Annotated in this window: 20 protein-coding genes; 8 read left to right on the forward strand and 12 right to left on the reverse strand. The window is 43.5% G+C overall.

The window, feature by feature from the left end; all coding sequences use genetic code 11:
• The first annotated feature begins 240 nt into the window (after positions 1-240).
• From nadC to yacG, 7 genes are all read left to right on the forward strand, one after another.
• Positions 241-1,131, forward strand: coding sequence for a carboxylating nicotinate-nucleotide diphosphorylase (nadC, locus tag V2H77_RS19155; RefSeq protein ID WP_341500079.1), 891 nt, complete (start codon positions 241-243; stop codon positions 1,129-1,131).
• A 222-nt stretch (positions 1,132-1,353) separates the two neighbouring features.
• Positions 1,354-1,776 (forward strand): prepilin peptidase-dependent pilin, encoded by a 423-nt coding sequence (gene ppdD, locus V2H77_RS19160; protein WP_265378494.1) that lies wholly within the window; start codon positions 1,354-1,356, stop codon positions 1,774-1,776.
• A gap of 166 nt (positions 1,777-1,942) precedes the next feature.
• Positions 1,943-3,385 carry a type II secretion system protein GspE gene (gene gspE, locus V2H77_RS19165; RefSeq protein WP_341500080.1) on the forward strand — a complete coding sequence of 481 codons (1,443 nt, stop codon included), beginning with the start codon at positions 1,943-1,945 and terminating at the stop codon, positions 3,383-3,385.
• A 2-nt stretch (positions 3,386-3,387) separates the two neighbouring features.
• A complete protein-coding gene (gene hofC, locus V2H77_RS19170; RefSeq protein WP_341500081.1) occupies positions 3,388-4,587 on the forward strand; it encodes a protein transport protein HofC in 1,200 nt (399 codons plus the stop codon).
• A gap of 91 nt (positions 4,588-4,678) precedes the next feature.
• The gene (gene coaE, locus V2H77_RS19175) at positions 4,679-5,302 is read left to right on the forward strand and encodes a dephospho-CoA kinase (RefSeq protein WP_265378491.1); all 624 of its coding nucleotides are present in this window, start codon (positions 4,679-4,681) and stop codon (positions 5,300-5,302) included.
• On the forward strand, positions 5,295-6,047 hold the full coding sequence (gene zapD, locus V2H77_RS19180) for a cell division protein ZapD (RefSeq protein ID WP_088373318.1): 753 nt from the start codon (positions 5,295-5,297) through the stop codon (positions 6,045-6,047). Before coaE ends, zapD begins: the two co-directional genes overlap by 8 nt.
• Before the next feature lie 30 nt (positions 6,048-6,077).
• Complete coding sequence (gene yacG / locus V2H77_RS19185; protein ID WP_265378490.1) at positions 6,078-6,275, forward strand: DNA gyrase inhibitor YacG; 198 nt, start codon at positions 6,078-6,080, stop codon at positions 6,273-6,275.
• Between the two features lie 37 nt (positions 6,276-6,312).
• On the opposite strand, the gene mutT is transcribed toward yacG, so the two are convergent.
• The 3 genes from mutT to secM all read right to left on the reverse strand — a co-directional run bounded on the left by mutT (position 6,313) and on the right by secM (position 10,129).
• Positions 6,313-6,705, reverse strand: a complete 393-nt coding sequence (mutT, locus tag V2H77_RS19190) for an 8-oxo-dGTP diphosphatase MutT (RefSeq protein ID WP_341500082.1) — start codon at positions 6,703-6,705, stop codon at positions 6,313-6,315.
• Positions 6,706-6,816: 111 nt separating this feature from the next.
• Entirely contained in the window at positions 6,817-9,528 is a 2,712-nt protein-coding gene (secA, locus tag V2H77_RS19195; protein WP_341500083.1) for a preprotein translocase subunit SecA, read from the reverse strand.
• A gap of 82 nt (positions 9,529-9,610) precedes the next feature.
• Positions 9,611-10,129 (reverse strand): secA translation cis-regulator SecM, encoded by a 519-nt coding sequence (gene secM / locus V2H77_RS19200; RefSeq protein WP_341500084.1) that lies wholly within the window; start codon positions 10,127-10,129, stop codon positions 9,611-9,613.
• Between the two features lie 32 nt (positions 10,130-10,161).
• Between secM and V2H77_RS19205 the strand changes: the two genes are divergently transcribed.
• Positions 10,162-10,680 (forward strand): DUF721 domain-containing protein, encoded by a 519-nt coding sequence (locus V2H77_RS19205; RefSeq protein ID WP_341500085.1) that lies wholly within the window; start codon positions 10,162-10,164, stop codon positions 10,678-10,680.
• Between the two features lie 95 nt (positions 10,681-10,775).
• On the opposite strand, the gene lpxC is transcribed toward V2H77_RS19205, so the two are convergent.
• The 9 genes from lpxC to murD form a co-directional block, all read right to left on the reverse strand.
• Complete coding sequence (gene lpxC, locus V2H77_RS19210; RefSeq protein ID WP_265378485.1) at positions 10,776-11,693, reverse strand: UDP-3-O-acyl-N-acetylglucosamine deacetylase; 918 nt, start codon at positions 11,691-11,693, stop codon at positions 10,776-10,778.
• A 98-nt stretch (positions 11,694-11,791) separates the two neighbouring features.
• Positions 11,792-12,952 carry a cell division protein FtsZ gene (gene ftsZ / locus V2H77_RS19215; protein WP_132345906.1) on the reverse strand — a complete coding sequence of 387 codons (1,161 nt, stop codon included), beginning with the start codon at positions 12,950-12,952 and terminating at the stop codon, positions 11,792-11,794.
• A gap of 64 nt (positions 12,953-13,016) precedes the next feature.
• Positions 13,017-14,273 (reverse strand): cell division protein FtsA, encoded by a 1,257-nt coding sequence (gene ftsA / locus V2H77_RS19220; protein WP_049582386.1) that lies wholly within the window; start codon positions 14,271-14,273, stop codon positions 13,017-13,019.
• Positions 14,274-14,314: 41 nt separating this feature from the next.
• Positions 14,315-15,121 (reverse strand): cell division protein FtsQ, encoded by an 807-nt coding sequence (gene ftsQ / locus V2H77_RS19225; RefSeq protein ID WP_341500086.1) that lies wholly within the window; start codon positions 15,119-15,121, stop codon positions 14,315-14,317.
• A gap of 1 nt (position 15,122) precedes the next feature.
• Positions 15,123-16,043, reverse strand: a complete 921-nt coding sequence (locus V2H77_RS19230; RefSeq protein WP_341500087.1) for a D-alanine--D-alanine ligase — start codon at positions 16,041-16,043, stop codon at positions 15,123-15,125.
• Positions 16,036-17,511 carry a UDP-N-acetylmuramate--L-alanine ligase gene (gene murC / locus V2H77_RS19235; RefSeq protein WP_341500122.1) on the reverse strand — a complete coding sequence of 492 codons (1,476 nt, stop codon included), beginning with the start codon at positions 17,509-17,511 and terminating at the stop codon, positions 16,036-16,038. Before murC ends, V2H77_RS19230 begins: the two co-directional genes overlap by 8 nt.
• Before the next feature lie 55 nt (positions 17,512-17,566).
• Positions 17,567-18,634: an undecaprenyldiphospho-muramoylpentapeptide beta-N-acetylglucosaminyltransferase gene (gene murG / locus V2H77_RS19240; protein WP_341500088.1), complete on the reverse strand. Its 1,068-nt coding sequence runs from the start codon at positions 18,632-18,634 to the stop codon at positions 17,567-17,569.
• Positions 18,631-19,824 (reverse strand): cell division protein FtsW, encoded by a 1,194-nt coding sequence (gene ftsW, locus V2H77_RS19245; protein ID WP_341500089.1) that lies wholly within the window; start codon positions 19,822-19,824, stop codon positions 18,631-18,633. The genes murG and ftsW overlap by 4 nt, the downstream gene beginning before the upstream one ends.
• Positions 19,824-21,134 carry a UDP-N-acetylmuramoyl-L-alanine--D-glutamate ligase gene (murD, locus tag V2H77_RS19250; protein WP_341500090.1) on the reverse strand — a complete coding sequence of 437 codons (1,311 nt, stop codon included), beginning with the start codon at positions 21,132-21,134 and terminating at the stop codon, positions 19,824-19,826. The genes ftsW and murD overlap by 1 nt, the downstream gene beginning before the upstream one ends.
• Between the last annotated feature and the right edge of the window lies 1 nt (position 21,135).

Consider the following 21,135-nt stretch of genomic DNA (forward strand, 5'->3'; position numbering starts at 1 on the left):
CAACAATTGCTGGTAATGTGTCCAATCGAAATAAAATCCCAGATCAATTTTCTTTCCGAAGCAACGTCACTTTAACCAGTGATATGCCCTTTTATATCTGGGTCTGCCCATAAATCATTGTGTCAGTACAACAAAGCTCATACTAAATCTAGATAACAAAACCAAGATAGTAGTTGTTCACTACACAACAGGGTAGCATGTTCAAACCATCAATATTGTTATCACCTCTGGAGCTTTTTAATGACAAAACAAAATTACAATGTAGATCAGCGCCGTGCTGTTCTTATGGAACACTTGCAGAACGACATTCCTGCCAGCGTAACCCTCGCATTAAAAGAAGATCTAGGCGGAAATACAAATTTCACCGCTGATATTACCGGCCAATTAATTCCCGCAGATAAACAAGCCACCGCAGTCATTATCACTCGGGAAGATGGCATTTTCTGTGGACAACAATGGCTGAATGAAGTTTTTACTCAATTAGGCGACCAAATCTCCATTGAATGGTTAGTCAAAGATAGTGATGCAATTACAGCTAACCAAAAACTTTGCATATTACGAGGCCCAGCACAGATATTATTAACTGGTGAACGTACCGCCCTTAACTTTATTCAAACTCTCTCTGGCGTTGCAACGGAAACCAGTCATTATGTTCACCGTCTTGTCGGCTTAAAAACCCAATTACTTGATACGCGCAAAACGCTACCGGGATTACGCACAGCCCTAAAATATGCCGTACTTTGCGGAGGTGGCAATAATCACCGCCTTGGATTATTCGATGCTTTCCTTATCAAAGAAAACCATATTATTGCCAATGGCTCTATTAAACAGGCAGTAGATAAAGCTCGTTATTCTCACCCTGGCATCCCTGTTGAAATCGAAGTAGAAACTCTAGATGAACTCATTCTGGCACTAAAAGCTCAGGTTGATATTATTATGCTAGATAATTTTACTATTCCAATGATGAAAGAAGCCGTCGCTATCACATCAGGTAAAGTCGCTTTAGAAGTATCCGGTAATATCACCCTGGATACTCTGCGCAGCTATGCTGAAACAGGCATCGATTTTATTTCTGTCGGAGCGCTCACCAAACATATTAGAGCATTAGATCTCTCAATGCGCTTTCAGTAATTAGCAATAATAATATTGATGGTGGTGTAAATCAGCAATGGGTAGCTAGAAAATTTGCGAACACCACCGTAAATATTTTTGTAAACCGTGTAATTCAGAAATATTTTTTCGAGTCAATTCCATAACCTTCATATATCCTGTTTCATTTTTTTATTTTTCATTCATTCTCTATACCCTATGACAACGGATATATATCGCAATACCGCAACACGGAGAAAAAATATGCGACAACAAGGATTTACTTTAATGGAGATTATGGTTGCTATTGCTATCATTTCCATCTTAAGTGCTATTGGCATTCCCAGTTATCAAGGGTATATCCAGAAAGCCGCTTTAACAGATATACTACAAAATATTGTACCTTATAAATCAGGTATAGAACTTTGCGGTTTTGAAATTGAAGATTTCAATGGTTGCAATGCAGGAGCAATGTCAATTCCCAAAGAACATAACAGCAGATATATCGAAAACATTTCAGTTAAAAATGGGGAAGTTACCATTAACGGGAAACAGAGTCTTAAAAACCTCAGTGTTATATTAAAGCCGATACTAAATACACAAACAGGTTTAATTAAATGGAATATTAAATGTGAATCAGCAAACAATTCATTAAAGAGCCGTTGTCAGGAACTATTTGAATTTTAATGCATTACTCTTATACCTTATGGATTTCAAGATGCATCGCGACGGCAAGGGAGCGAATCCCCGGGAGCATAGATAACTATGTGACCGGGGTGAGTGAATGCAGCCAACAAAGAGGCAACTTGAAAGATAACAGTTATATCAATATATATTTATACAGGAAGTAACAATGAACTCACTTTCAACAGCAGAAAACACATTGATGGAAAGAGAAATTTATGATATTTGTCAACGCCACCAATCTGTTGTAATAAAAAAAGATGATAATACGATAACAATTGCCAGCAACGAATTACCTAATGATGATTTATTATCAGCATTACGCTTTATTTCCGGATGCATCGTCAATGTAGAAATTTGGCCACTGGCAAGGATAGAATCAATATTACATCAAAATACTTCATTGAGTCGTGCACCAGAGGAAGAATCCGCGTTATTACCACTTATAGCTGATACTAATACAGATGAAAATGATGCTCCCGTTATTCAACTTATTAATCAAACTTTATTAGCTGCAATTCAACGGCGTGCATCCGATATTCATTTTGAACCATTCCAACAAGGTTATCGTATTCGTATCCGGGTTGATGGCGCATTACACCCCTTGTCTTCTCCATCTTCTCAAATGAGCGCAAGCATTGCCGCACGTCTTAAAATAATGGCGAAATTGAATATTGCTGAAAAACGGCTCCCTCAAGATGGACAATTTGATTGGTCTGACACCCGACACAATTATGCTATCCGTATGGCAACTTTGCCGACAATACATGGAGAAAAAGTTGTGCTTAGGATATTAAATACAATGCAACAATTGTCGCTAGATCAACTAGGTATTCCTGATCCATTATTAAATCAGCTCCGACAAAAACTCGCATTACCACAAGGAATGATTTTAGTCACTGGCCCAACAGGTAGCGGAAAAACCGTGACTTTATATAGCTGTTTACAATATCTGAATCAGAATAAAAAGAATATTTGCAGTGTAGAAGACCCCGTAGAAATCCCACTGAACGGCGTTAACCAGACACAAACTAACAGCAAAATCGACCTCAATTTTGCCAAAGTATTACGGGCGCTGTTACGCCAAGATCCTGATGTCATTATGGTGGGAGAAATACGTGATAGCGAAACAGCCGAAATTTCAGTAAAAGCGGCACAAACAGGTCATCTGGTCCTTTCTACATTGCACACTAATTCAACCATAGATACATTATCTCGCCTACAAAATCTGGGTATTTCAGGTTATATGGCGGCTTCTTGTATTAAATTAATTATCGCCCAACGGCTTGTTAGAAAATTATGTGTTCATTGTCGTAAACAACAAACAGAAGAAACCATTATTAATACCGAAAATAATTCTCTATTTATTAAGCAATGGCTGGCGGTTGGTTGCGAGCACTGTTTTTCCGGTTATTATGGTCGAACAGCTATCTATGAGTTTTTAGAAATAACAGATGATATTCAACAAATATTATCAGAACAGAACTCTCAAAATACACAAAAAACCATTATATCTCAAAGAAAAGAGACTTTACTTTCATCCGGTATTTTATTAGTGGAACAAGGTATCACTACATTAGAAGAAGTTTATCAAGTCACAGGTCAGGAATAATAATGAAAATTCATTATCTTTATAATTGGCAAGCAGTGAATAACAAAGGCGAAATATCAAAAGGGAAATCACTATGTGACAGCCGGAAAGATTTATATCAGCAGCTTATTCATTCTGGATTGCAACCTTATAATATAAAATGTGAAAAATTGATATTTTATCATCAACAACAAGTTGCTTACCGTTTGAATTTTATTCGTCAATTGGCGACACTATTATCATCAGGAATGCCATTACTAAATTGTCTCAACATTCTTATTCGAGAATGTGATCATCCATTATGGCACTGTGTATTATTAGATATTAGCAAAAAAATTACCCGTGGAGAGTCATTTTCCTCCTCATTAAAAAATTATCCATTTCTATTTCCGCCTTTATTTTGTCAACTTATTACTGTTGGAGAATTAACCGGGCAATTAGAAGTCTGCTGTCAATTATTGGTTAAACAACAGGAGCAACAAGATAAATTACAGAAGAAAATAGCAAAAGCATTGCGTTACCCTCTGATTATTACCGTCGTTGCCGGCATCATTATTTTATTAATGCTTGTTTTTGTTTTACCCGAATTTGAACATATTTATCATTCATTTGATGCACAACTTCCCCTGCTTACCCGCAGTTTATTAATAACTTCCAACTGGCTAATTCAGTATGGTAGCTATGGTGTTATTGGATTAATTATATTGCTTCTATTTTACCTACAATTACGTCAACGTCATACAATATGGATCACTCGTGAAAAAAATCTAATGTTACGTTTACCCGTTATTGCAAAATTAATTAGTTGCCAGCAATTAGGGCAACTTTTCCATATCCTGTTTATGACACAAAAAGCCGGCCTGACACTCACCGCAGGGTTAGATAGTGCTATTGCATCAATAAATCATCCGGTATTTCTGCAAGCGACTAAATTCTTACGAGCTCAAATTAATCAAGGGATACCAATGAGCGAAACACTGAAACAACAATCTTGTTTTCCTGCTCTGTGTCAACAGTTTGTCAGTGTTGGCGAAGAATCTGGCAATCTGGAACTATTATTAGGAAATCTCGCTAACTGGTACCAACAACAAGCATTGGAAATTTCTGATAATATGACCCAGTTACTAGAACCAATACTTATAGTCATAATAGCGATCATTGTCGGTACACTATTGCTCGCAATGTATTTACCCATTTTTCAGCTAGGTACGATACTTACCTAAAGTAAAAATAATTCCATAGCTTTGTCTCTAGGTCATCTGCCTCCTTTCGGTTACAATCCTAAAATAGTATCAAGTAATATTAAGGGATAGGATGACTTATATTATTGCACTCACAGGTGGGATTGGCAGCGGTAAAACCACAATCGCCAATGCTTTTGCAGCTCTTGGTGTTCCTCTTGTCGATGCAGATATTATTGCCAGAGAAGTCGTTGCTCCTGGAACGCCGGCTCTACAAGCCATAACAGAACACTTTGGTCATGACATATTGACACCCGATGGCAGCCTTAACCGAGCACTGTTACGCCAGAAAATATTCACAAACAAACAAGAGAAACAGTGGGTTAATCAACTTCTTCACCCTCTAATACATCAAGAAACCCAGCGACAATTAAAACAGATAACTGCGCCTTATGTTATTTGGGTTATTCCATTATTAGTCGAAAATAATTTGGGACATCTGGCAGATCGGATTCTAGTCGTTGACGTTTCACCTGAATTACAAATCCGCCGGGTAGCCACTCGTGATGGTATTAGCAACCAACAGGTTGAAAATATTTTGGCTGCCCAAGTATCCCGTAGCGAGAGGCTGGCTTATGCCGATGACATTATCTCAAATCATGATAATGTACAGGCAATTGCTCCTCGTGTTGCCGAACTACATCAACAATATTTAAGATTAGCTGGTTCAGCCAGACAGGATAATCATGATGAGTGACACAACTTCTACAATCATTTTTGAACACCCACTGAATGAAAAAATGCGAGCATGGTTGAGAATCGAATCTTCTCTGCAACAACTCACCAGTCAACGCCATTTAAACTCACTAGCAAGCAGCCTCGCCTTTTTCCGCACAGTGACTGAGCTACTTGAAGTGCTAGAACGGGGGGAAGTACGTTCAGAATTGCTAAAAGAATTAGAACGCCAACAGGCCAAATTAAAACAATGGGCTGAAATACCCGATGTTGATATTAATATTGTCAATAGTTTCAGATTAAAATTGAAAGAGCGAGCTATCGCATTAAGTAAAGCACCACGGTTAGGACAATCCCTGAAAGAAGATAAAATTATCAGTATGGTGCGTCAGCGTCTCAGTATTCCAAGTGGGTGCTGTGGTTTTGATCTACCCACCCTACATTTATGGCTTCATTTACCACAATCAGAAAGAGATAAAATGGTTGCATTCTGGATTGATAGTTTGCTGCCTCTCCAACAAGCCCTGGAAAGTATTTTAGAACTCATCCGCCAATCTGCTATTTTCCGTTCAGAAATCAGTAAAAACGGTTTTCATCAGAACACAGCAGAAGGCGCAGATTTACTGAGGTTACGTTTACCATTAAAACCTTTACTGTTTCCTCAAATTTCTGGTCATAAAACCCGGTTTGCTATCCGTTTTTTACCATTGGATAGTGAAAAAGGCTTCGTGCCTGCTCATTTACCATTTGAATTGGCATGCTGCTAATATTACGAACTAATTATCAGGAAAATTATTATGTCTGAATTATTAACCATTGAATGTCCAACATGCAGTAAGACCGTGGTTTGGGGAGAAATAAGCCCACACCGCCCATTTTGTAGTAAGCGCTGTCAATTAATTGACTTAGGCGAGTGGGCAAGTGAAGAGAAACGGATACCAAGCCAAAGTGAAAACTCCGATAGCGACGATTGGAGTGAACAGCCTGAGCAATAATAAATAGCCGCGTTATTATAATGCGGCTATTGACAACTCAAGCGGTAAGTAATGCAACAATGCTGCGATTAGCTGGCGGGAATTCATCAGCAATTAAATCTTTCTGTAATACCCACCGAGAAAGCTGCCCTTCTTTACCGAAAGGTTCGTTTTCCCATCCATCCACCAAGAAGAAATACAGGGTAATCAACCTGTCAGGAAAATCATGTTCAACCGTTTTTACCAGCTCATAATGAGTAACGGCAATACCAATCTCTTCCTGTAACTCACGTATTAAAGCCTGCTCAGGCGTTTCCTCTTTCTCAACTTTCCCGCCAGGAAATTCCCAGAAACCACCCATATGGGCATCAGCATGGCGCTGAGTAATAAAAATTTCATGTTGTGTATTTCTAATAATCCCAGCGGCTATATGTAGGTGTTTCTTTTCCATATTACTCTTACTTCTTCATCTATTCTTTTTGATCGCTCAACAACCAAATGTTATATCCAAATGACTCACTTAAAACTAACAGTAAAAAGGCGGTTTCCCGCCTTTTTATCATTACTGCAAGCGCCCGTGACAATGTTTATATTTTTTACCCGATCCACAAGGACAAGGATCATTACGGCCTACTTTACGAGCTCCACTAGCAATCTGAGCTTCTGTTGTAGACATCAATGCGCCTTTTTCAACTTCATGGCTTAATTGCTGTTGTCTTGCCAAGCGTTCAGCTTCTGCCCGGCGCTGTTGCTCTAATGCCTCGACTTCTTCCGGCAATCTCACTTGAACTTTGCTCAATGTACTAATCACTTCGTATTTCAGCGATTCCAACATGTTGGCAAACATAGCGAAAGATTCACGTTTATATTCCTGTTTTGGATCTTTCTGAGCATAACCACGTAGATGGATACCCTGGCGTAGGTAATCCATTGCTGCCAGATGCTCTTTCCACAACATATCCAGAGTCTGCAACATGATACCTTTTTCGAAGTTACGCATCATTTCAACGCCGACAACCTCTTCTTTACGTTTATAAACTTCAACAGCCTGTTCAAGGATACGCTCACGCAACGTCTCTTCATGTAGTTCAGGCTCTTTGTCCAACCACTCTTTGATCGGCAGCTCTAAATCGAAATCAGCCGCTAAACGTTGCTGCAAACCTTCCACATCCCACATCTCCTCTAGAGATTGAGGGGGAATATAAGCATCAATGGTTGCTTTAAATACATCTTCACGAATGCTACCAATGGTTTCACTAACATCTCTCACATCCAGCAAATCGTTACGCTGAGCATAAATAGCGCGGCGCTGATCGTTAGCAACATCATCGTACTCTAGCAATTGCTTACGTATATCGAAGTTACGGCTCTCTACTTTACGTTGAGCATTGGCAATGGCTTTGGTCACCCACGGATGTTCAATCGCCTCACCCGGTTTCATACCCAATTTACGCATCATGCCAGTAACACGATCAGAGGCAAAAATACGCATCAGTGAGTCTTCCATTGATAAATAGAAACGGGACGATCCCGCATCCCCTTGACGCCCGGAACGCCCACGTAACTGATTATCAATACGACGAGACTCATGACGTTCCGTACCGATAATATGCAAACCACCTGCGGCCAGAACCCTATCATGACGTTCCTGCCAGGCAGCTTTAATCTCTTCAATCTGAGCTTCTGTTGGCTCTGCTAGTTTAGCAATTTCTGCCTGCCAACTACCTCCTAGCACAATATCCGTACCACGACCAGCCATGTTAGTCGCAATGGTTACCGCGCTTACTTGACCAGCCTGAGCAATAATATCCGCTTCCATTGCATGAAATTTGGCGTTAAGTACATTGTGCTCAATACCCGCTTTAGTTAGTTCACGGGAAACCAGTTCAGATTTTTCAATAGAAATAGTTCCCACCAATATAGGCTGCCCTTTATCGGTACGTTCGCGGATATCTTCAATGATAGCTTCAATTTTTTCAGCTTCGGTCATATAAACCAAATCCGGCAAATCATTACGGATCATTGGGCGGTTTGTCGGCACCACAATGGTATCGAGCTTATAAATAGAGCTAAACTCAAATGCTTCGGTATCTGCTGTACCAGTCATACCCGCCAGTTTTTCATACAACCGGAAGTAGTTTTGGAAAGTGATAGAAGCCAGGGTTTGGTTTTCATTCTGAATTTCTACTCCTTCCTTAGCTTCAACAGCCTGATGCAATCCATCAGACCAGCGACGCCCCTGCATGGTACGGCCAGTATGCTCATCAACAATAATGACTTCGCCATCTTTCACAATATAATCAACATCACGGGTAAACAGCGCATGGGCACGTAACGCAGCCGTAACATGGTGCATTAACATGATATTGGTTGGTGAATATAGGGATTCACCCTCTTCCATCAATTTGGCTTCCGCCAGCAATTGCTCAATTAAAACCAAACCACGTTCCGTCAAGTTAACCTGACGGGACTTTTCGTCGACAGAAAAGTGGCCTTCTCCCTGGAAAGTCTCTGAGTCGTCTTTTTCCTGACGAATCAATTTAGGGATCAACTTATTAACTTTGATATAAAGTTCAGAACTATCTTCAGCGGGACCAGAGATAATCAATGGCGTCCGCGCTTCGTCAATCAGAATGGAGTCAACTTCATCCACTAGCGCATAATGTAGTTTGCGCTGAACACGCTCTTCAGGACTAAATGCCATGTTGTCACGAAGATAGTCAAAGCCATATTCGTTGTTAGTACCATAGGTAATATCTGCGGCATATGCCTGGCGTTTAACGGGCGCCGGCATACCTGGCAGGTTAATACCAACACTCAATCCCAGAAATTCAAACAATGGGCGGTTATTTTCAGCGTCGCGTTGTGCCAGATAATCATTCACTGTGACTACGTGAACACCACGCCCAGTTAATGCATTCAAATAAGCCGGCAAAGTCGCTGTCAATGTTTTACCTTCACCAGTACGCATTTCAGCAATACAACGTTCATTTAGAACCATTCCCCCCAGTAACTGAACGTCGAAATGACGCATAGCAAATACGCGCTTACTTGCTTCACGTACTGTTGCAAATGCTTCAGGTAACAAATTTTGCAGCGATTCCCCCTTTTCCAAACGGGCACGAAATTCGGCTGTTTTACCCTTCAATTCGTCATCAGACAATTTTTCAAACTCTGGCTCCATGCGGTTGATCACATCAACAACTTTACGCATACGACGCAGTGTACGGTCATTACGACTACCAAAAACCTTTGTTAATAATTTAATCAGCATAGTTAATTACATCTCAGATAAGGCCGTTATCTCGCAGCCAGCAAATAGTTATTTATTTCGGAATTTGTAAAAAAACGAAGATTCAGAGGTAGGCAGTAGGACCTGCGCGGATACCTTGGGCTTTAGCAATCCAAAACGTCGGAGTATAAGAAGATTGTGATGAAACATTCAGGAAAGGTATATCTGAAACTGGTTCAGGCGGCTTAGGTTCCTGAGTTAATAGTGCATTCAGGGTTTCTAGCACAAGCTGCTGAATACTAGAAGAGCTTAACCGGATACTTTGTTTTGCTGTTTCATCGTTCACAGGTTGGGAAATAGAAAAAACAAAAGAAAGCTGCCTGATCACATTGCGTACAGCATGTTGTTGCCAGTAATTAATACCATTAGCCGGCTGGTGTTGAACATTCTGCAATGAGAATAGATTATCAAAAGCTGATAAAGCCTGATTTTGCCAACTTTGGCTAGGCGTCGCTTGTGAAATATTATCGGTAACACCCGCTGCAATGGTAGGAACGCCAATACTTGCCGCAACCACCCCTAATAATAGATGTGACCAGAAATAACGTCTGCCAAATTGTCGCCAAAGATTTAGAATACCCATTAATCCTTCATCATACCGGAGCTACTTTTATTATGCGCGATAGCCGCCCACAATCATTAGATGTTCTTTTTGAAGACGCCGCTGCCGTTGAGAAAAGCCCGCTTCATGTTATCCAGCAACGTGCCGTCGCTTTGTTAAAACTTAACCGTGCCGTTATTAGCTTGCTTCCCGCACAATTACATCCGTGGTGTCGGGTCGCTAATTATCGCAAACAAATTCTGGTACTGGAAGCAGGAAACGCCAGTTGGATGACCAGATTACGTTACGAGCTGCCAACGCTGCTTTCTACACTAAGAAGCGGAATTCTACCATCATTGTCATCTATCGACATCAGGATTAACCCATCACTTATGATTAAGCATGGCAATAGTGCGCAGAGCTTCGCAAAAACGATGGGCAATGATCACAAAACGTTACCGACGCGTCAGTTAAGTCAAGAGAGTGCGAAAGAATTAATAGTGCTAGCGAACCGTAGTCCAAAAAAGCTGAAGGAAAGATTAGAGCGATTAGCTGCACTGGCCGGAGAGAGTGCCAGTACAGCTAAAAAATAAGCGCTAACGCTGAGTAAAAAACATCAGCGAGAACAAAACCACTGATAACATAACTCACTGATATATCATTGAATTATTCTCAGCACATGAGAGAGTTATGCCATTACAGTTGATGGAGCAAGAAAAGCCAATGGCATTTCAGCTTCATCTTCGAAAGTGATCAGTTCCCATGCGCTTTCTTGCGCCAGAACTGCCTGCAACAGTTTATTGTTCAACGCATGACCAGATTTGAACGCAGTAAATGCGCCAATGATGTTATAGCCACACATAAACAGATCGCCAATTGCATCCAGCATTTTATGGCGGACAAATTCGTCTTCAAAACGCAAACCATCTTCATTAAGCACACGATAGTCATCAACAACAATCGCACAATCAAAGCTACCGCCTAAACATAAGCCTTTAGATTGTAAGTACTCAATATCACGCATAAAGCCAAATGTACGTGCACGACTGATTTGACGAACAAACGCTTCTGCCGAGAAATCCATGCAGTAACGTTGAGAGCTTGAATCAATTGCAGGGTGATTGAAATCAATAGTGAAATCCAGACTGAAACCATTATAAGGTGTCATCTCTGCCCACTTATCACCCTCTTCCACACGTACAGTTTCCTTAATACGCAGGAATTTTTTAGCCGTGTTCAGCTCTTCGATGCCCGCATCCAGCAGCAGGAAAACAAACGGGCTAGCGCTACCATCCATAATAGGAATTTCTGGCGCGTCAACTTCGATAATAATATTATCGATACCTAACCCCGCAAGTGCTGCATTCAGATGCTCAACCGTTGAGATTCGCACGTCATGCTCATTTACCAGGCAAGTACAGAGCATAGTATCACGCACGGATTTTGCATCTGCCGGAAAATCAACCGGTGGATTCAAGTCAGTGCGGCGATAGATGACCCCGGTATTAGCCGGTGCTGGGCGCATTGTCAGCGTGACTTTTTTACCGGTGTGTAAACCGACGCCAGTCGCCTGAACAATACGTTTAAGTGTCCTTTGTTTGATCATCGTTTTATCTCGCAATGTTATCCATCCTGCCAACCACTATACACTATGGTTGGCGGGCAAGTTTAGCACAAAAAGCGGAGAATCCAATTTTTTAGCTATTAATCGGCCTGTTTACGCAAAAATGCAGGAATATCCAAATAATCGGGCTCCTTGCTAGTTTGTACGCTTTGGTCATTCACCACTTTTGCTGCTGGTTTATTTTCTTCAGACAATGAAGACATACCGCCAGATATTTGCTGATGACGGTGTTCCATTACACTTGACTGAGAAGATTTATTGGTAACCAACGTAATTTCAGGACGTTTATCCATCCCAATACCGGTGGCAACCACAGTCACACGCAACTCATCGTTCATGTCTGGATCCAGAGAGGTACCAATCACGACAGTTGCGTTATCAGATGCAAATGCGCGGATCGTGTTACCCACTGTTTCGAACTCATCCAAACGCAGATCAAAACCAGCAGTAATGTTAACCAAAACACCACGAGCGCCTGACAAGTCGATATCTTCCAGCAATGGACTAGAAATCGCCATCTCAGCGGCCTCTTCTGCACGATCTTCACCCTGTGCAATACCAGAACCCATCATAGCGTAGCCCATTTCGGACATCACGGTACGCACGTCAGCAAAGTCAACATTCATCAGACCTGGACGCGTGATCAGTTCAGCGATACCCTGAACCGCGCCTTTTAAAACGTCATTAGCTGCGCCGAAAGCATCCAGTAATGAAATGCCGCGGCCAAGCACTTTCAACAGTTTGTCGTTAGGGATAGTAATCAATGAATCTACATGTTTGGATAATTCAGTGATCCCTTGTTCGGCAAACGCCATGCGTTTTTTACCTTCGAAATTGAAAGGCTTAGTCACCACAGCAACTGTCAAAATCCCAAGCTCTTTTGCAATTTCAGCTACCACAGGCGCTGCGCCAGTACCAGTACCACCACCCATACCGGCAGCGATAAATACCATATCCGCACCATCAAGCGCGGTGCGCAATGCATCCCGATCTTCTTGAGCAGCAGTACGACCCACTTCCGGGTTTGCCCCAGCGCCCAAACCTTTGGTAATACCATTACCAATCTGGATAGTCTGGCCGACAGCCGTTTTACGCAATGCCTGAGCATCCGTGTTTACTGCAAAGAATTCAACACCTTCGATGCGTTCACGCACCATGTGCTCAACAGCGTTACCGCCGCCACCGCCGACGCCGATGACCTTAATCACCGCGTCATTGGTTAATTCTATTGGTTCAAACATATAGTTTCTCTCCGCTTTGTGCCTTTATATCGAGGCTAAAAGAAGATGCAGCCTCTGTATAAAATTAAAACTCTTTTTTCAGCCAGCTACTGACTCTCTTAAACCAGCGACTCACTGAAGCATGTTTTTCAATATCCGCATCACCATTAAGATGAGAGGCTTTCCCGTAATGCAGCAACCCCACTGCTGTTGAATAATAGGGTTCCTGCGCATAGTCCGTCAGACCAGTAATATTAAGAGGTTGACCAATACGTACCTGAGCATGGAACACACGCTGAGCACATTCAGCCAAACCATCAATCTGAGCGCCACCACCAGTCAAGACAATACCCGCAGCTAAGTGGTGTTTAACCCCCTGCTGGCGTAACTGTTCCTGCAATCGCAAGATTTCATCATTCACTAAATTCAGTAATTCGATGTAACGCGGCTCAATGACCTCAGCCAACGTCTGACGTTGTAAGCTACGTGGTGGACGTCCACCGACACTGGGTACCTCCACACTTTCATCTTTGCTGACTAACGAACCCAGCGCACAACCGTGGCGTACCTTTATCGTTTCTGCATCGCTTGGCGGCGTACCAAAGGCATAAGCAATATCACTGGTGACAACGTTGCCGGCATAAGGGATAACTTTGGTATGACGCAACGCTCCGCCGGTATACACCGCAATATCCATCGTCCCGCCGCCAATATCTACCACGCAAACGCCCAATTCACGCTCGTCTTCGGTCAAAACAGCATAGCTGGCAGCCAACCCGGAAAAAATAAGCTGGTCGACTTTCAAACCACAGCGCTCAACGGCTTTTGCAATATTCTTCGCCATATCATTATGACAGGTAATCAAGTGAACTTTCGCCTGCATGCGCACACCGGAAAGCCCCACCGGATTCTTAATGCCTTCCTGATAATCGATAGCATATTCTTGCGGAATAACATGTAGTATTCGGTATTCATCACGTACACGAACTGATTTGGCAGTATGAACAACATTGTCTACATCTTCCTGAGTGACTTCCTCTTCGGAAATAGGAACCATCCCGATTTCATTCTGACAACTGATGTGTTTTCCAGATAACGCCAGATAAACAGAAGAAATTTGACAATCTGCCATCAATTCAGCCTGATCGATAGCCCGCTGTACACATTTAACAACCGACTCCAGGTCGTTTACACCGCCTTTATCCATACCGCGGGATGGACAGCTTCCCACCCCGATAATATTAACCATACCATCGGGCAGAATTTCACCAACAAGGGCAGATACCTTTGCTGTGCCAATCTCTAGGCCAACTACTAATTTTCTGTCCGTCGATTTGATCATCGTTGTTCTGCCTGCCTCATATAATTATTGCCAGTAATTGTTTATTGCCCTTTGGCCGGAGCATTAGGATCGCCAATCGGTAAAGGCGCCCAACCTACCGCGGCGCCGCTGTCATAACGCAAATCCACGTAATCTACCCTTTTCTCTGTGTTCTGCTGTAACAGCGGATAAAGCTCGATAAAACGTTTAATACGGCCTGTTGTATCCATTCTTCCCAGCTTTAGCTGGACACCATTATCCAGCGTCAGTTGCCAGGAACGGCGCGCAGTCATTGCCGCCGCTTTTAATTTCAGTTTATTGGCGGCGAGAAGTTTAGCCATAGCTCGGTAACCATCAAGTACTTCTTTTTCACTACCTTGTGGGCCATAAAGCATCGGGAAATATCCTTTAGCTCCCCATTCAGGCGGAATGCTGAATACTTGACCTTCGGCATCCAGCATCTGTGTTTCATTCCAGCGCACATAAGGGACATATTCTACCAGATGAATTCTCAGTTCATCAGGCCACTGTTTACGGACAGTGACTTGCCTTATCCACGGCATCCGTTCAATTTGCTGCTGAATGATATTCACATCCTGCGTCATGAAAGTTCCCGGTTGCCCTAATGATAAAATTGCCTGCCGGATATCATCGTTGGTAGTGTAGTGACGCTCACCCGTTACCACCAGTTTTGAAATAGGCAATCTGTTAGCATCTTTCATCCAGTTAAGAACAGCCCAACCTCCCCAAATAATGGTCCCAATTACCATCAGGAAGAAAATAAGCCCTGCCAGGTAAGAGCCGTTACTAGGACGGGAACTGCTATTTTCATTATCCCGCCCCCTTACTTTCAGGGCCGCTTGAGACATATCAATCAGCCAACTCCAGAATCTTTACCACCAACTGTGAAAAACTTAATCCAGCCTGACGCGCAGCCATCGGCACCAAGCTGTGACTGGTCATCCCTGGCGATGTATTCACTTCCAGCAGATAGAAACCACCATCAGTATCCATCATGACATCTACCCGTCCCCAACCACTACATCCTACTGATTGATAAGCTTTAAGCGCCAGTTCTACCAATTGCTGCTCTTTTTCATCACTTAAGCCGCTTGGACAAAAATACTGTGTTTCTTCAGACAGATATTTTGCCTCATAGTCATAAAAAATAGCAGCGGGTTGAATACGAATAGAAGGTAAAGCCGTATCACCAAGGATGGCTACCGTGTATTCCGGGCCGTACAACCATTTTTCTATCAGCAAATCAACGTCATAACGAAACGCTATCTCTAATGCGCCACGCAACTCCGAAATCTCATTAACCTTAGTCATACCAACACTGGAACCTTCCAGACTTGGCTTAATAATTAATGGCAGACCTAAATCAGCTACATATTCTTGGAGTTGAAAATCCGTCAATCGTTCAAATTGCTGAGAATTCATTGCAACATATGGCGAAACAGTCAATCCAATCCCTTGCCATAACTGTTTTGTGCGCAATTTGTCCATTGACAGCGCAGAGGCCATCACGCCGCTACCGGTATAGGGTAACTGCAAAAACTCTAATACACCTTGCAAAGTACCATCTTCCCCACCACGCCCATGAAGCGCGATAAAGACTTTCTCAAATCCAGCCTCTTTAAGTTGAGTTACAGAAAAATCTTTTGTATCAACTGGATATGCATCAATACCTGCTTCTCTCAAGCCAGCCAACACGGCGTGTCCCGATAACAGCGAAACTTCACGCTCAGCGGAAGTTCCCCCCAACAGTACCGCGACTTTCTCAGCCATTGCGTTTTTCCTCATTCAAAGATGGCTGTAATTTTGTTTCAGCCAAATTACGCGCTATTTTGCCTATATTGCCGGCCCCTTGAACCAGAACTAAATCATTATCATCCAGCACCTGTGCCAACGCAGTGGTTACCTTTGCTGAATCAGATACTAAAATCGGATCTAACTTACCGCGGCTACGGATAGTACGGCACAACGAACGACTATCCGCCCCCGGAATAACCGCTTCACCCGCAGAGTAAACGTCCAACATCAGCAATACATCTACCTGATTCAATACATTGGCAAAGTCATCATACAAATCACGGGTTCGGGTATAACGATGAGGTTGAAATATCATCACAATACGTTTATCCGGCCAGCCAGCGCGAGCGGCTTTAATCGTTGCATCCACTTCCGTTGGATGATGACCATAATCATCAACCAACATTGCACTGCCACCTTTGCCGTTAACGTGTTCCAGAGAAAAATCGCCCAAAAAATCAAAACGGCGCCCGGTTCCCTGAAAACCAGCCAACGCAGCCAAAATATCACTGCCAGAAATCCCTTCCTCAGTTGCAACGGCTACTGCCGCCGCTGCATTCAGCGCATTATGGCGACCTGGCGCATTCAATACGACTTTCAAATCCGCCATATCTTGACGACTGATAGTAAAATATCCCTGAGCGCCCTTTTGCTCATAATGGGTAATACGGACATCGGCCTCTTCACTAAAACCATACGTCGTGATATAGCGCCCAACACGAGGGATTAACTCTTTAACAACCGGATCATCAATGCACATAACTGCACGCCCGTAGAAAGGTAAGTTGTGCAAGAAGTTAATGAACGTCTGTTTCAGGTTTTCGAAGTCACCATGATAGGTATCCATATGGTCTGCTTCGATATTCGTAATGACCGCCACCATCGGCTGCAAATGCAAGAAAGAGGCATCACTTTCGTCAGCCTCCGCAATTAAATAACGGCTACTGCCAAGACGAGCATGTGTTCCTGCTGCTTTAACTAAACCACCATTAACAAAGGTGGGATCTAAACCAGCCTGTGCATAGATGCTAGAAATCATCGCCGTTGTGGTTGTTTTACCGTGAGTCCCGGCAATAGCGATACCATGACGGTAACGCATGAGTTCTGCCAACATCTCTGCTCGGCGAATAACCGGAATTCGGGCCTCACGAGCAGCGACAATTTCCGGGTTATCCGCCAAGATTGCGCTTGAAGCCACAACAACACTGGCATCCAGTATATTTTCAGGACGATGGTTAAAGTAAATCTGAGCGCCCAACTTAGTCAGTTGCCGAGTTACCGGGTTTGGCGCTAAATCAGATCCACTAATCTGATAACCTTCATTAGCCAACACTTCGGCGATCCCCCCCATGCCAGCACCTCCAATGCCAACAAAGTGGATATGCCTGACTTTCCTCATCTCAGGCACGAAAGCTCTTAATTTCGCCAGTTGCTGTGTATTCACGTTTTCTTCTTCACTATATATGTTTGCTTCACCGCCCCTTTTAAGGCGATCTAAATCATTTTTTCGCCGCATCGATTAATGCCGCCGATACTCGCTCAGTTGCATCAACAATTGCTGCTGAACGGGCTTTTTCCGCCATTTCCAACAATTGCGGCCGTTGCCACTGAGTTAACAATTCGATTATTGCATCAACCGTAAATTGGGGTTGCTCCAGTATTTTTGCTGCGCCAACCTTTTCTAGAGGTAACGCATTCCAGTATTGCTGACGATCTTTATGCTGAAATGGCACAAAAATCGCAGGTAATCCCGCAGTAGACACTTCACTAACCGTCAACGCGCCAGAACGACAAATCACTACATCAGCCCAAGCATAAGCTTGCGCCATATCGTCAATAAATTCAGTAATCTTATGTTCACATTTAACTGAGTTGTTGTAGGCATTCTGAACACTTTCTTTCGCCCCTTTGCCTGTCTGATGCCAAAGCGTAATTTTATCACCCATACGGGCAGCAATTTCAGGCATTGTCTGGTTAAGAATTCTCGCCCCTTGACTGCCGCCAACAACCAGAATCCGAATCGGACCTTCACGCCCTGTTAAACGTTGTTTAGGCATAGGCAGCGCCAACACATCTGCGCGAACAGGGTTGCCAACAACGGGCGCTTTTGGAAATGCGCCGGGAAATGCTTGTAAAACAGTTGTAGCAATTTTAGCCAGCCACCGATTTGTCAGGCCGGCAATACCATTCTGTTCATGCAATACAACCGGAATACCGCACATCCATGCAGCAATACCGCCGGGACCAGAAACATATCCTCCCATGCCAAGCACGACATCTGGTTGATAGCGATGTATAATCGCCTTTGCCTGACGAATTGCTTTGAAAATTCGCACCGGGGCAGCTAACAATGCTTTGATCCCTTTACCTCGCAGACCAGAAATCTGAATAAATTCAATGTCAATGCCATGTTTCGGTACTAAATCGGCTTCCATACGATCCGCTGTTCCCAACCAGAGAACGTCCCAGCCCTGGTCTTTTAAATGATGAGCTACAGCCAACCCTGGGAAGACATGTCCTCCAGTTCCACCTGCCATCACCATCAAACGCCGGGTTTTGCCACTCATCGGGGGCTCCTTACAAACGCCTGAGCTTTTGCCAAGCGTGTTTCAAAATCAATTCTTAATAGCAATACAATAGCTGTTGACATAATCAACAAACTTGAACCACCGTAACTAATCAAAGGTAAAGTCAAACCTTTAGTCGGCAACATACCGGCGGCGGCCCCAACGTTAACCAGAGCCTGAAAACTGAACCAGATACCCACCGAACAAGCGAGAAAACCCGAAAAACGCTGATCCATCTGTAATGCGCGACGACCTATCGTCATCGCGCGAAAAGCGACGAAGAATATCATTAACAACACCAAAACCACACCTACGTAACCTAATTCTTCTGCCAAAACAGAGAAAATAAAGTCAGTATGCGCTTCCGGCAGGTATTCCAATTTCTGTACTGAATTTCCTAGTCCTTGCCCTAAAAATTCCCCACGACCAAAAGCCATCAAAGATTGCGTTAATTGATAACCTTTGCCATATGGATCTTCCCAAGGGTCCAGAAAGGACGTCACACGGCGTATACGGTAAGGTTCAGCAATGATTAACAAAACCACCGCGAATACCCCTGAACCAATAATCGCTAGAAATTGCCATAACTTCGCACCGGCCAGAAATAGCATTGCCAACGTTGTTACAAACAGTACAACCACAGTTCCTAAGTCAGGTTGAGCCAGAAGTAACACCGCTAGCACAACCATCACGCCCATTGGCTTACAGAACCCCCAAAAGTTATTCCGCACTTCTTCTACTTTGCGCACTAAATAACTGGCGAGATAGCAAAATAGAGCAAGTTTCGATAACTCAGCAGGTTGAATTCTCAAAGGCCCAATGGCAATCCAACGCGATGCGCCATTTACGGAATTTCCCACCACCAGGACAATCAACAACAAAATAACGGAAGTAAGCAGCATCAGATTGCTATAGCGCTGCCAGAAATCCATCGGGATACGCAGTGTGATCAATGACAACCCGAAAGCCAGCAAGAGATAAATCGCATCACGTTTAGCAAACAGAAACGGATCTTCTGCAAGACGCTGCCCGACCGGCATTGATGCTGATGTCACCATAACAAAGCCGATAATTCCCAATCCGAGCGTCAGCCAAACCAGTGTGCGATCATACAACACCATATTGGCGGCATCAGTTTCACGGCCGCCAATAACCCAGTCTTTTAATCTACTGAATCCCGGAATAGACATCAGCCCAACTCCTCTGCCAAACGGGCAAACTCATGACCACGCTGTTCAAAATTGCGGAACTGATCAAGGCTTGCACAAGCAGGAGATAACAGCACCATGTCACCCGCCTCCAGCCGCGGAGCGATATCACGTATCGCCTGTTCCATAGTTTCAGTTAATGTCGCTATTTCCGGGCGTAGTTGCGCCAGTCGTTTCCCATCCCGGCCAAAGCAATAAAGCCGAATTTTATCCCCACAAAGGAAAAGCTTGAGCGGAGAAAAGTCTGCCGACTTACCATCGCCACCTAACAACAAATAAAGCGTGCCTTCCAGGTTCAGACCATTAAGCGCCGCCGCCGTACTGCCAACATTGGTTGCCTTAGAATCGTTAATCCAACGCACTCCGTTGTTCAGATGAACAAGTTGGAAACGATGGTCAAGCCCCGGATAAACCGTCAATGCTGTCAAACTGGCTTCACGAGGAATACCAACCGCATCAGCTAAAGCCAATGCAACCAATCCATTGACGTAGTTATGTCGTCCAGTCAGCTTAATTTCATTTGTCGCCAGTAGTGATTGGTTGTGAACTTTCAAACAGGCGTTTTCACTATCAAGCTGGTAGTCGCCACAATCGACACCAAAGCTGACACAACGGCTGTCCATACCCGTTTCAGGCAGTGTCAGGGGATCTTGAGCATTCACAATGCATCTTTTCGCCTGGCGATAAATCCTCAGTTTAGCCGCCCGGTACTGAGATACTCCCTGAGGATAGCGATCCATATGATCCTCAGTCACATTAAGCACAGCGGCAGCTGTTGCATTCAGGCTATATGTGGTTTCCAACTGGAAACTGGAGAGCTCTAAAACATAAAGCTGACAAGATTTCTTCAACAATTCTAATGCAGGCAGGCCAATATTACCGCCAACACCCACCTGCCAATTAGCCGCTCTCGCCATTTCACCGACAAGACTGGTAACGGTGCTTTTACCATTAGAACCCGTAATTGCGACAATTGGAGCTGTTGCTTCACGGCAAAACAACTCGATATCACCAACAATTTCAATACCTGCATTAGCCGCAGCCTGTAATTCCACCGTTGCCAAAGCAACGCCTGGGCTTACAACAATCAAGTCAGCATCCATCAACCAACCAGTATTCAGGCTTCCACTGTGACACTCAACACCATCGGGCAGTTTATCCTTGCCGGGTGGTACCGCACGAGTATCCATCACACGCGGGATCACGCCTCGTGCCATAAAAAAGTCGACACAGGAGAGACCAGTCAGTCCCAACCCGATAATGACGACTTTTTTACCCAAATAATCCGTCATG

The organism is Photorhabdus sp. P32 (genome assembly GCF_038085095.1).
GTDB lineage: Bacteria > Pseudomonadota > Gammaproteobacteria > Enterobacterales > Enterobacteriaceae > Photorhabdus > Photorhabdus luminescens.

Excerpts from the sequence above, each read along its gene's own strand:
- nadC (WP_341500079.1), top strand. The coding sequence starts at position 241 with ATGACAAAACAAAATTACAATGTAGATCAGCGCCGTGCTGTTCTTATG.
- ppdD (WP_265378494.1), top strand. The coding sequence starts at position 1,354 with ATGCGACAACAAGGATTTACTTTAATGGAGATTATGGTTGCTATTGCT.
- gspE (WP_341500080.1), top strand. The coding sequence starts at position 1,943 with ATGAACTCACTTTCAACAGCAGAAAACACATTGATGGAAAGAGAAATT.
- hofC (WP_341500081.1), top strand. The coding sequence starts at position 3,388 with ATGAAAATTCATTATCTTTATAATTGGCAAGCAGTGAATAACAAAGGC.
- coaE (WP_265378491.1), top strand. The coding sequence starts at position 4,679 with ATGACTTATATTATTGCACTCACAGGTGGGATTGGCAGCGGTAAAACC.
- zapD (WP_088373318.1), top strand. The coding sequence starts at position 5,295 with ATGAGTGACACAACTTCTACAATCATTTTTGAACACCCACTGAATGAA.
- yacG (WP_265378490.1), top strand. The coding sequence starts at position 6,078 with ATGTCTGAATTATTAACCATTGAATGTCCAACATGCAGTAAGACCGTG.
- mutT (WP_341500082.1), bottom strand. The coding sequence starts at position 6,705 with ATGGAAAAGAAACACCTACATATAGCCGCTGGGATTATTAGAAATACA.
- secA (WP_341500083.1), bottom strand. The coding sequence starts at position 9,528 with ATGCTGATTAAATTATTAACAAAGGTTTTTGGTAGTCGTAATGACCGT.
- secM (WP_341500084.1), bottom strand. The coding sequence starts at position 10,129 with ATGGGTATTCTAAATCTTTGGCGACAATTTGGCAGACGTTATTTCTGG.
- V2H77_RS19205 (WP_341500085.1), top strand. The coding sequence starts at position 10,162 with ATGCGCGATAGCCGCCCACAATCATTAGATGTTCTTTTTGAAGACGCC.
- lpxC (WP_265378485.1), bottom strand. The coding sequence starts at position 11,693 with ATGATCAAACAAAGGACACTTAAACGTATTGTTCAGGCGACTGGCGTC.
- ftsZ (WP_132345906.1), bottom strand. The coding sequence starts at position 12,952 with ATGTTTGAACCAATAGAATTAACCAATGACGCGGTGATTAAGGTCATC.
- ftsA (WP_049582386.1), bottom strand. The coding sequence starts at position 14,273 with ATGATCAAATCGACGGACAGAAAATTAGTAGTTGGCCTAGAGATTGGC.
- ftsQ (WP_341500086.1), bottom strand. The coding sequence starts at position 15,121 with ATGTCTCAAGCGGCCCTGAAAGTAAGGGGGCGGGATAATGAAAATAGC.
- V2H77_RS19230 (WP_341500087.1), bottom strand. The coding sequence starts at position 16,043 with ATGGCTGAGAAAGTCGCGGTACTGTTGGGGGGAACTTCCGCTGAGCGT.
- murG (WP_341500088.1), bottom strand. The coding sequence starts at position 18,634 with ATGAGTGGCAAAACCCGGCGTTTGATGGTGATGGCAGGTGGAACTGGA.
- ftsW (WP_341500089.1), bottom strand. The coding sequence starts at position 19,824 with ATGTCTATTCCGGGATTCAGTAGATTAAAAGACTGGGTTATTGGCGGC.
- murD (WP_341500090.1), bottom strand. The coding sequence starts at position 21,134 with ATGACGGATTATTTGGGTAAAAAAGTCGTCATTATCGGGTTGGGACTG.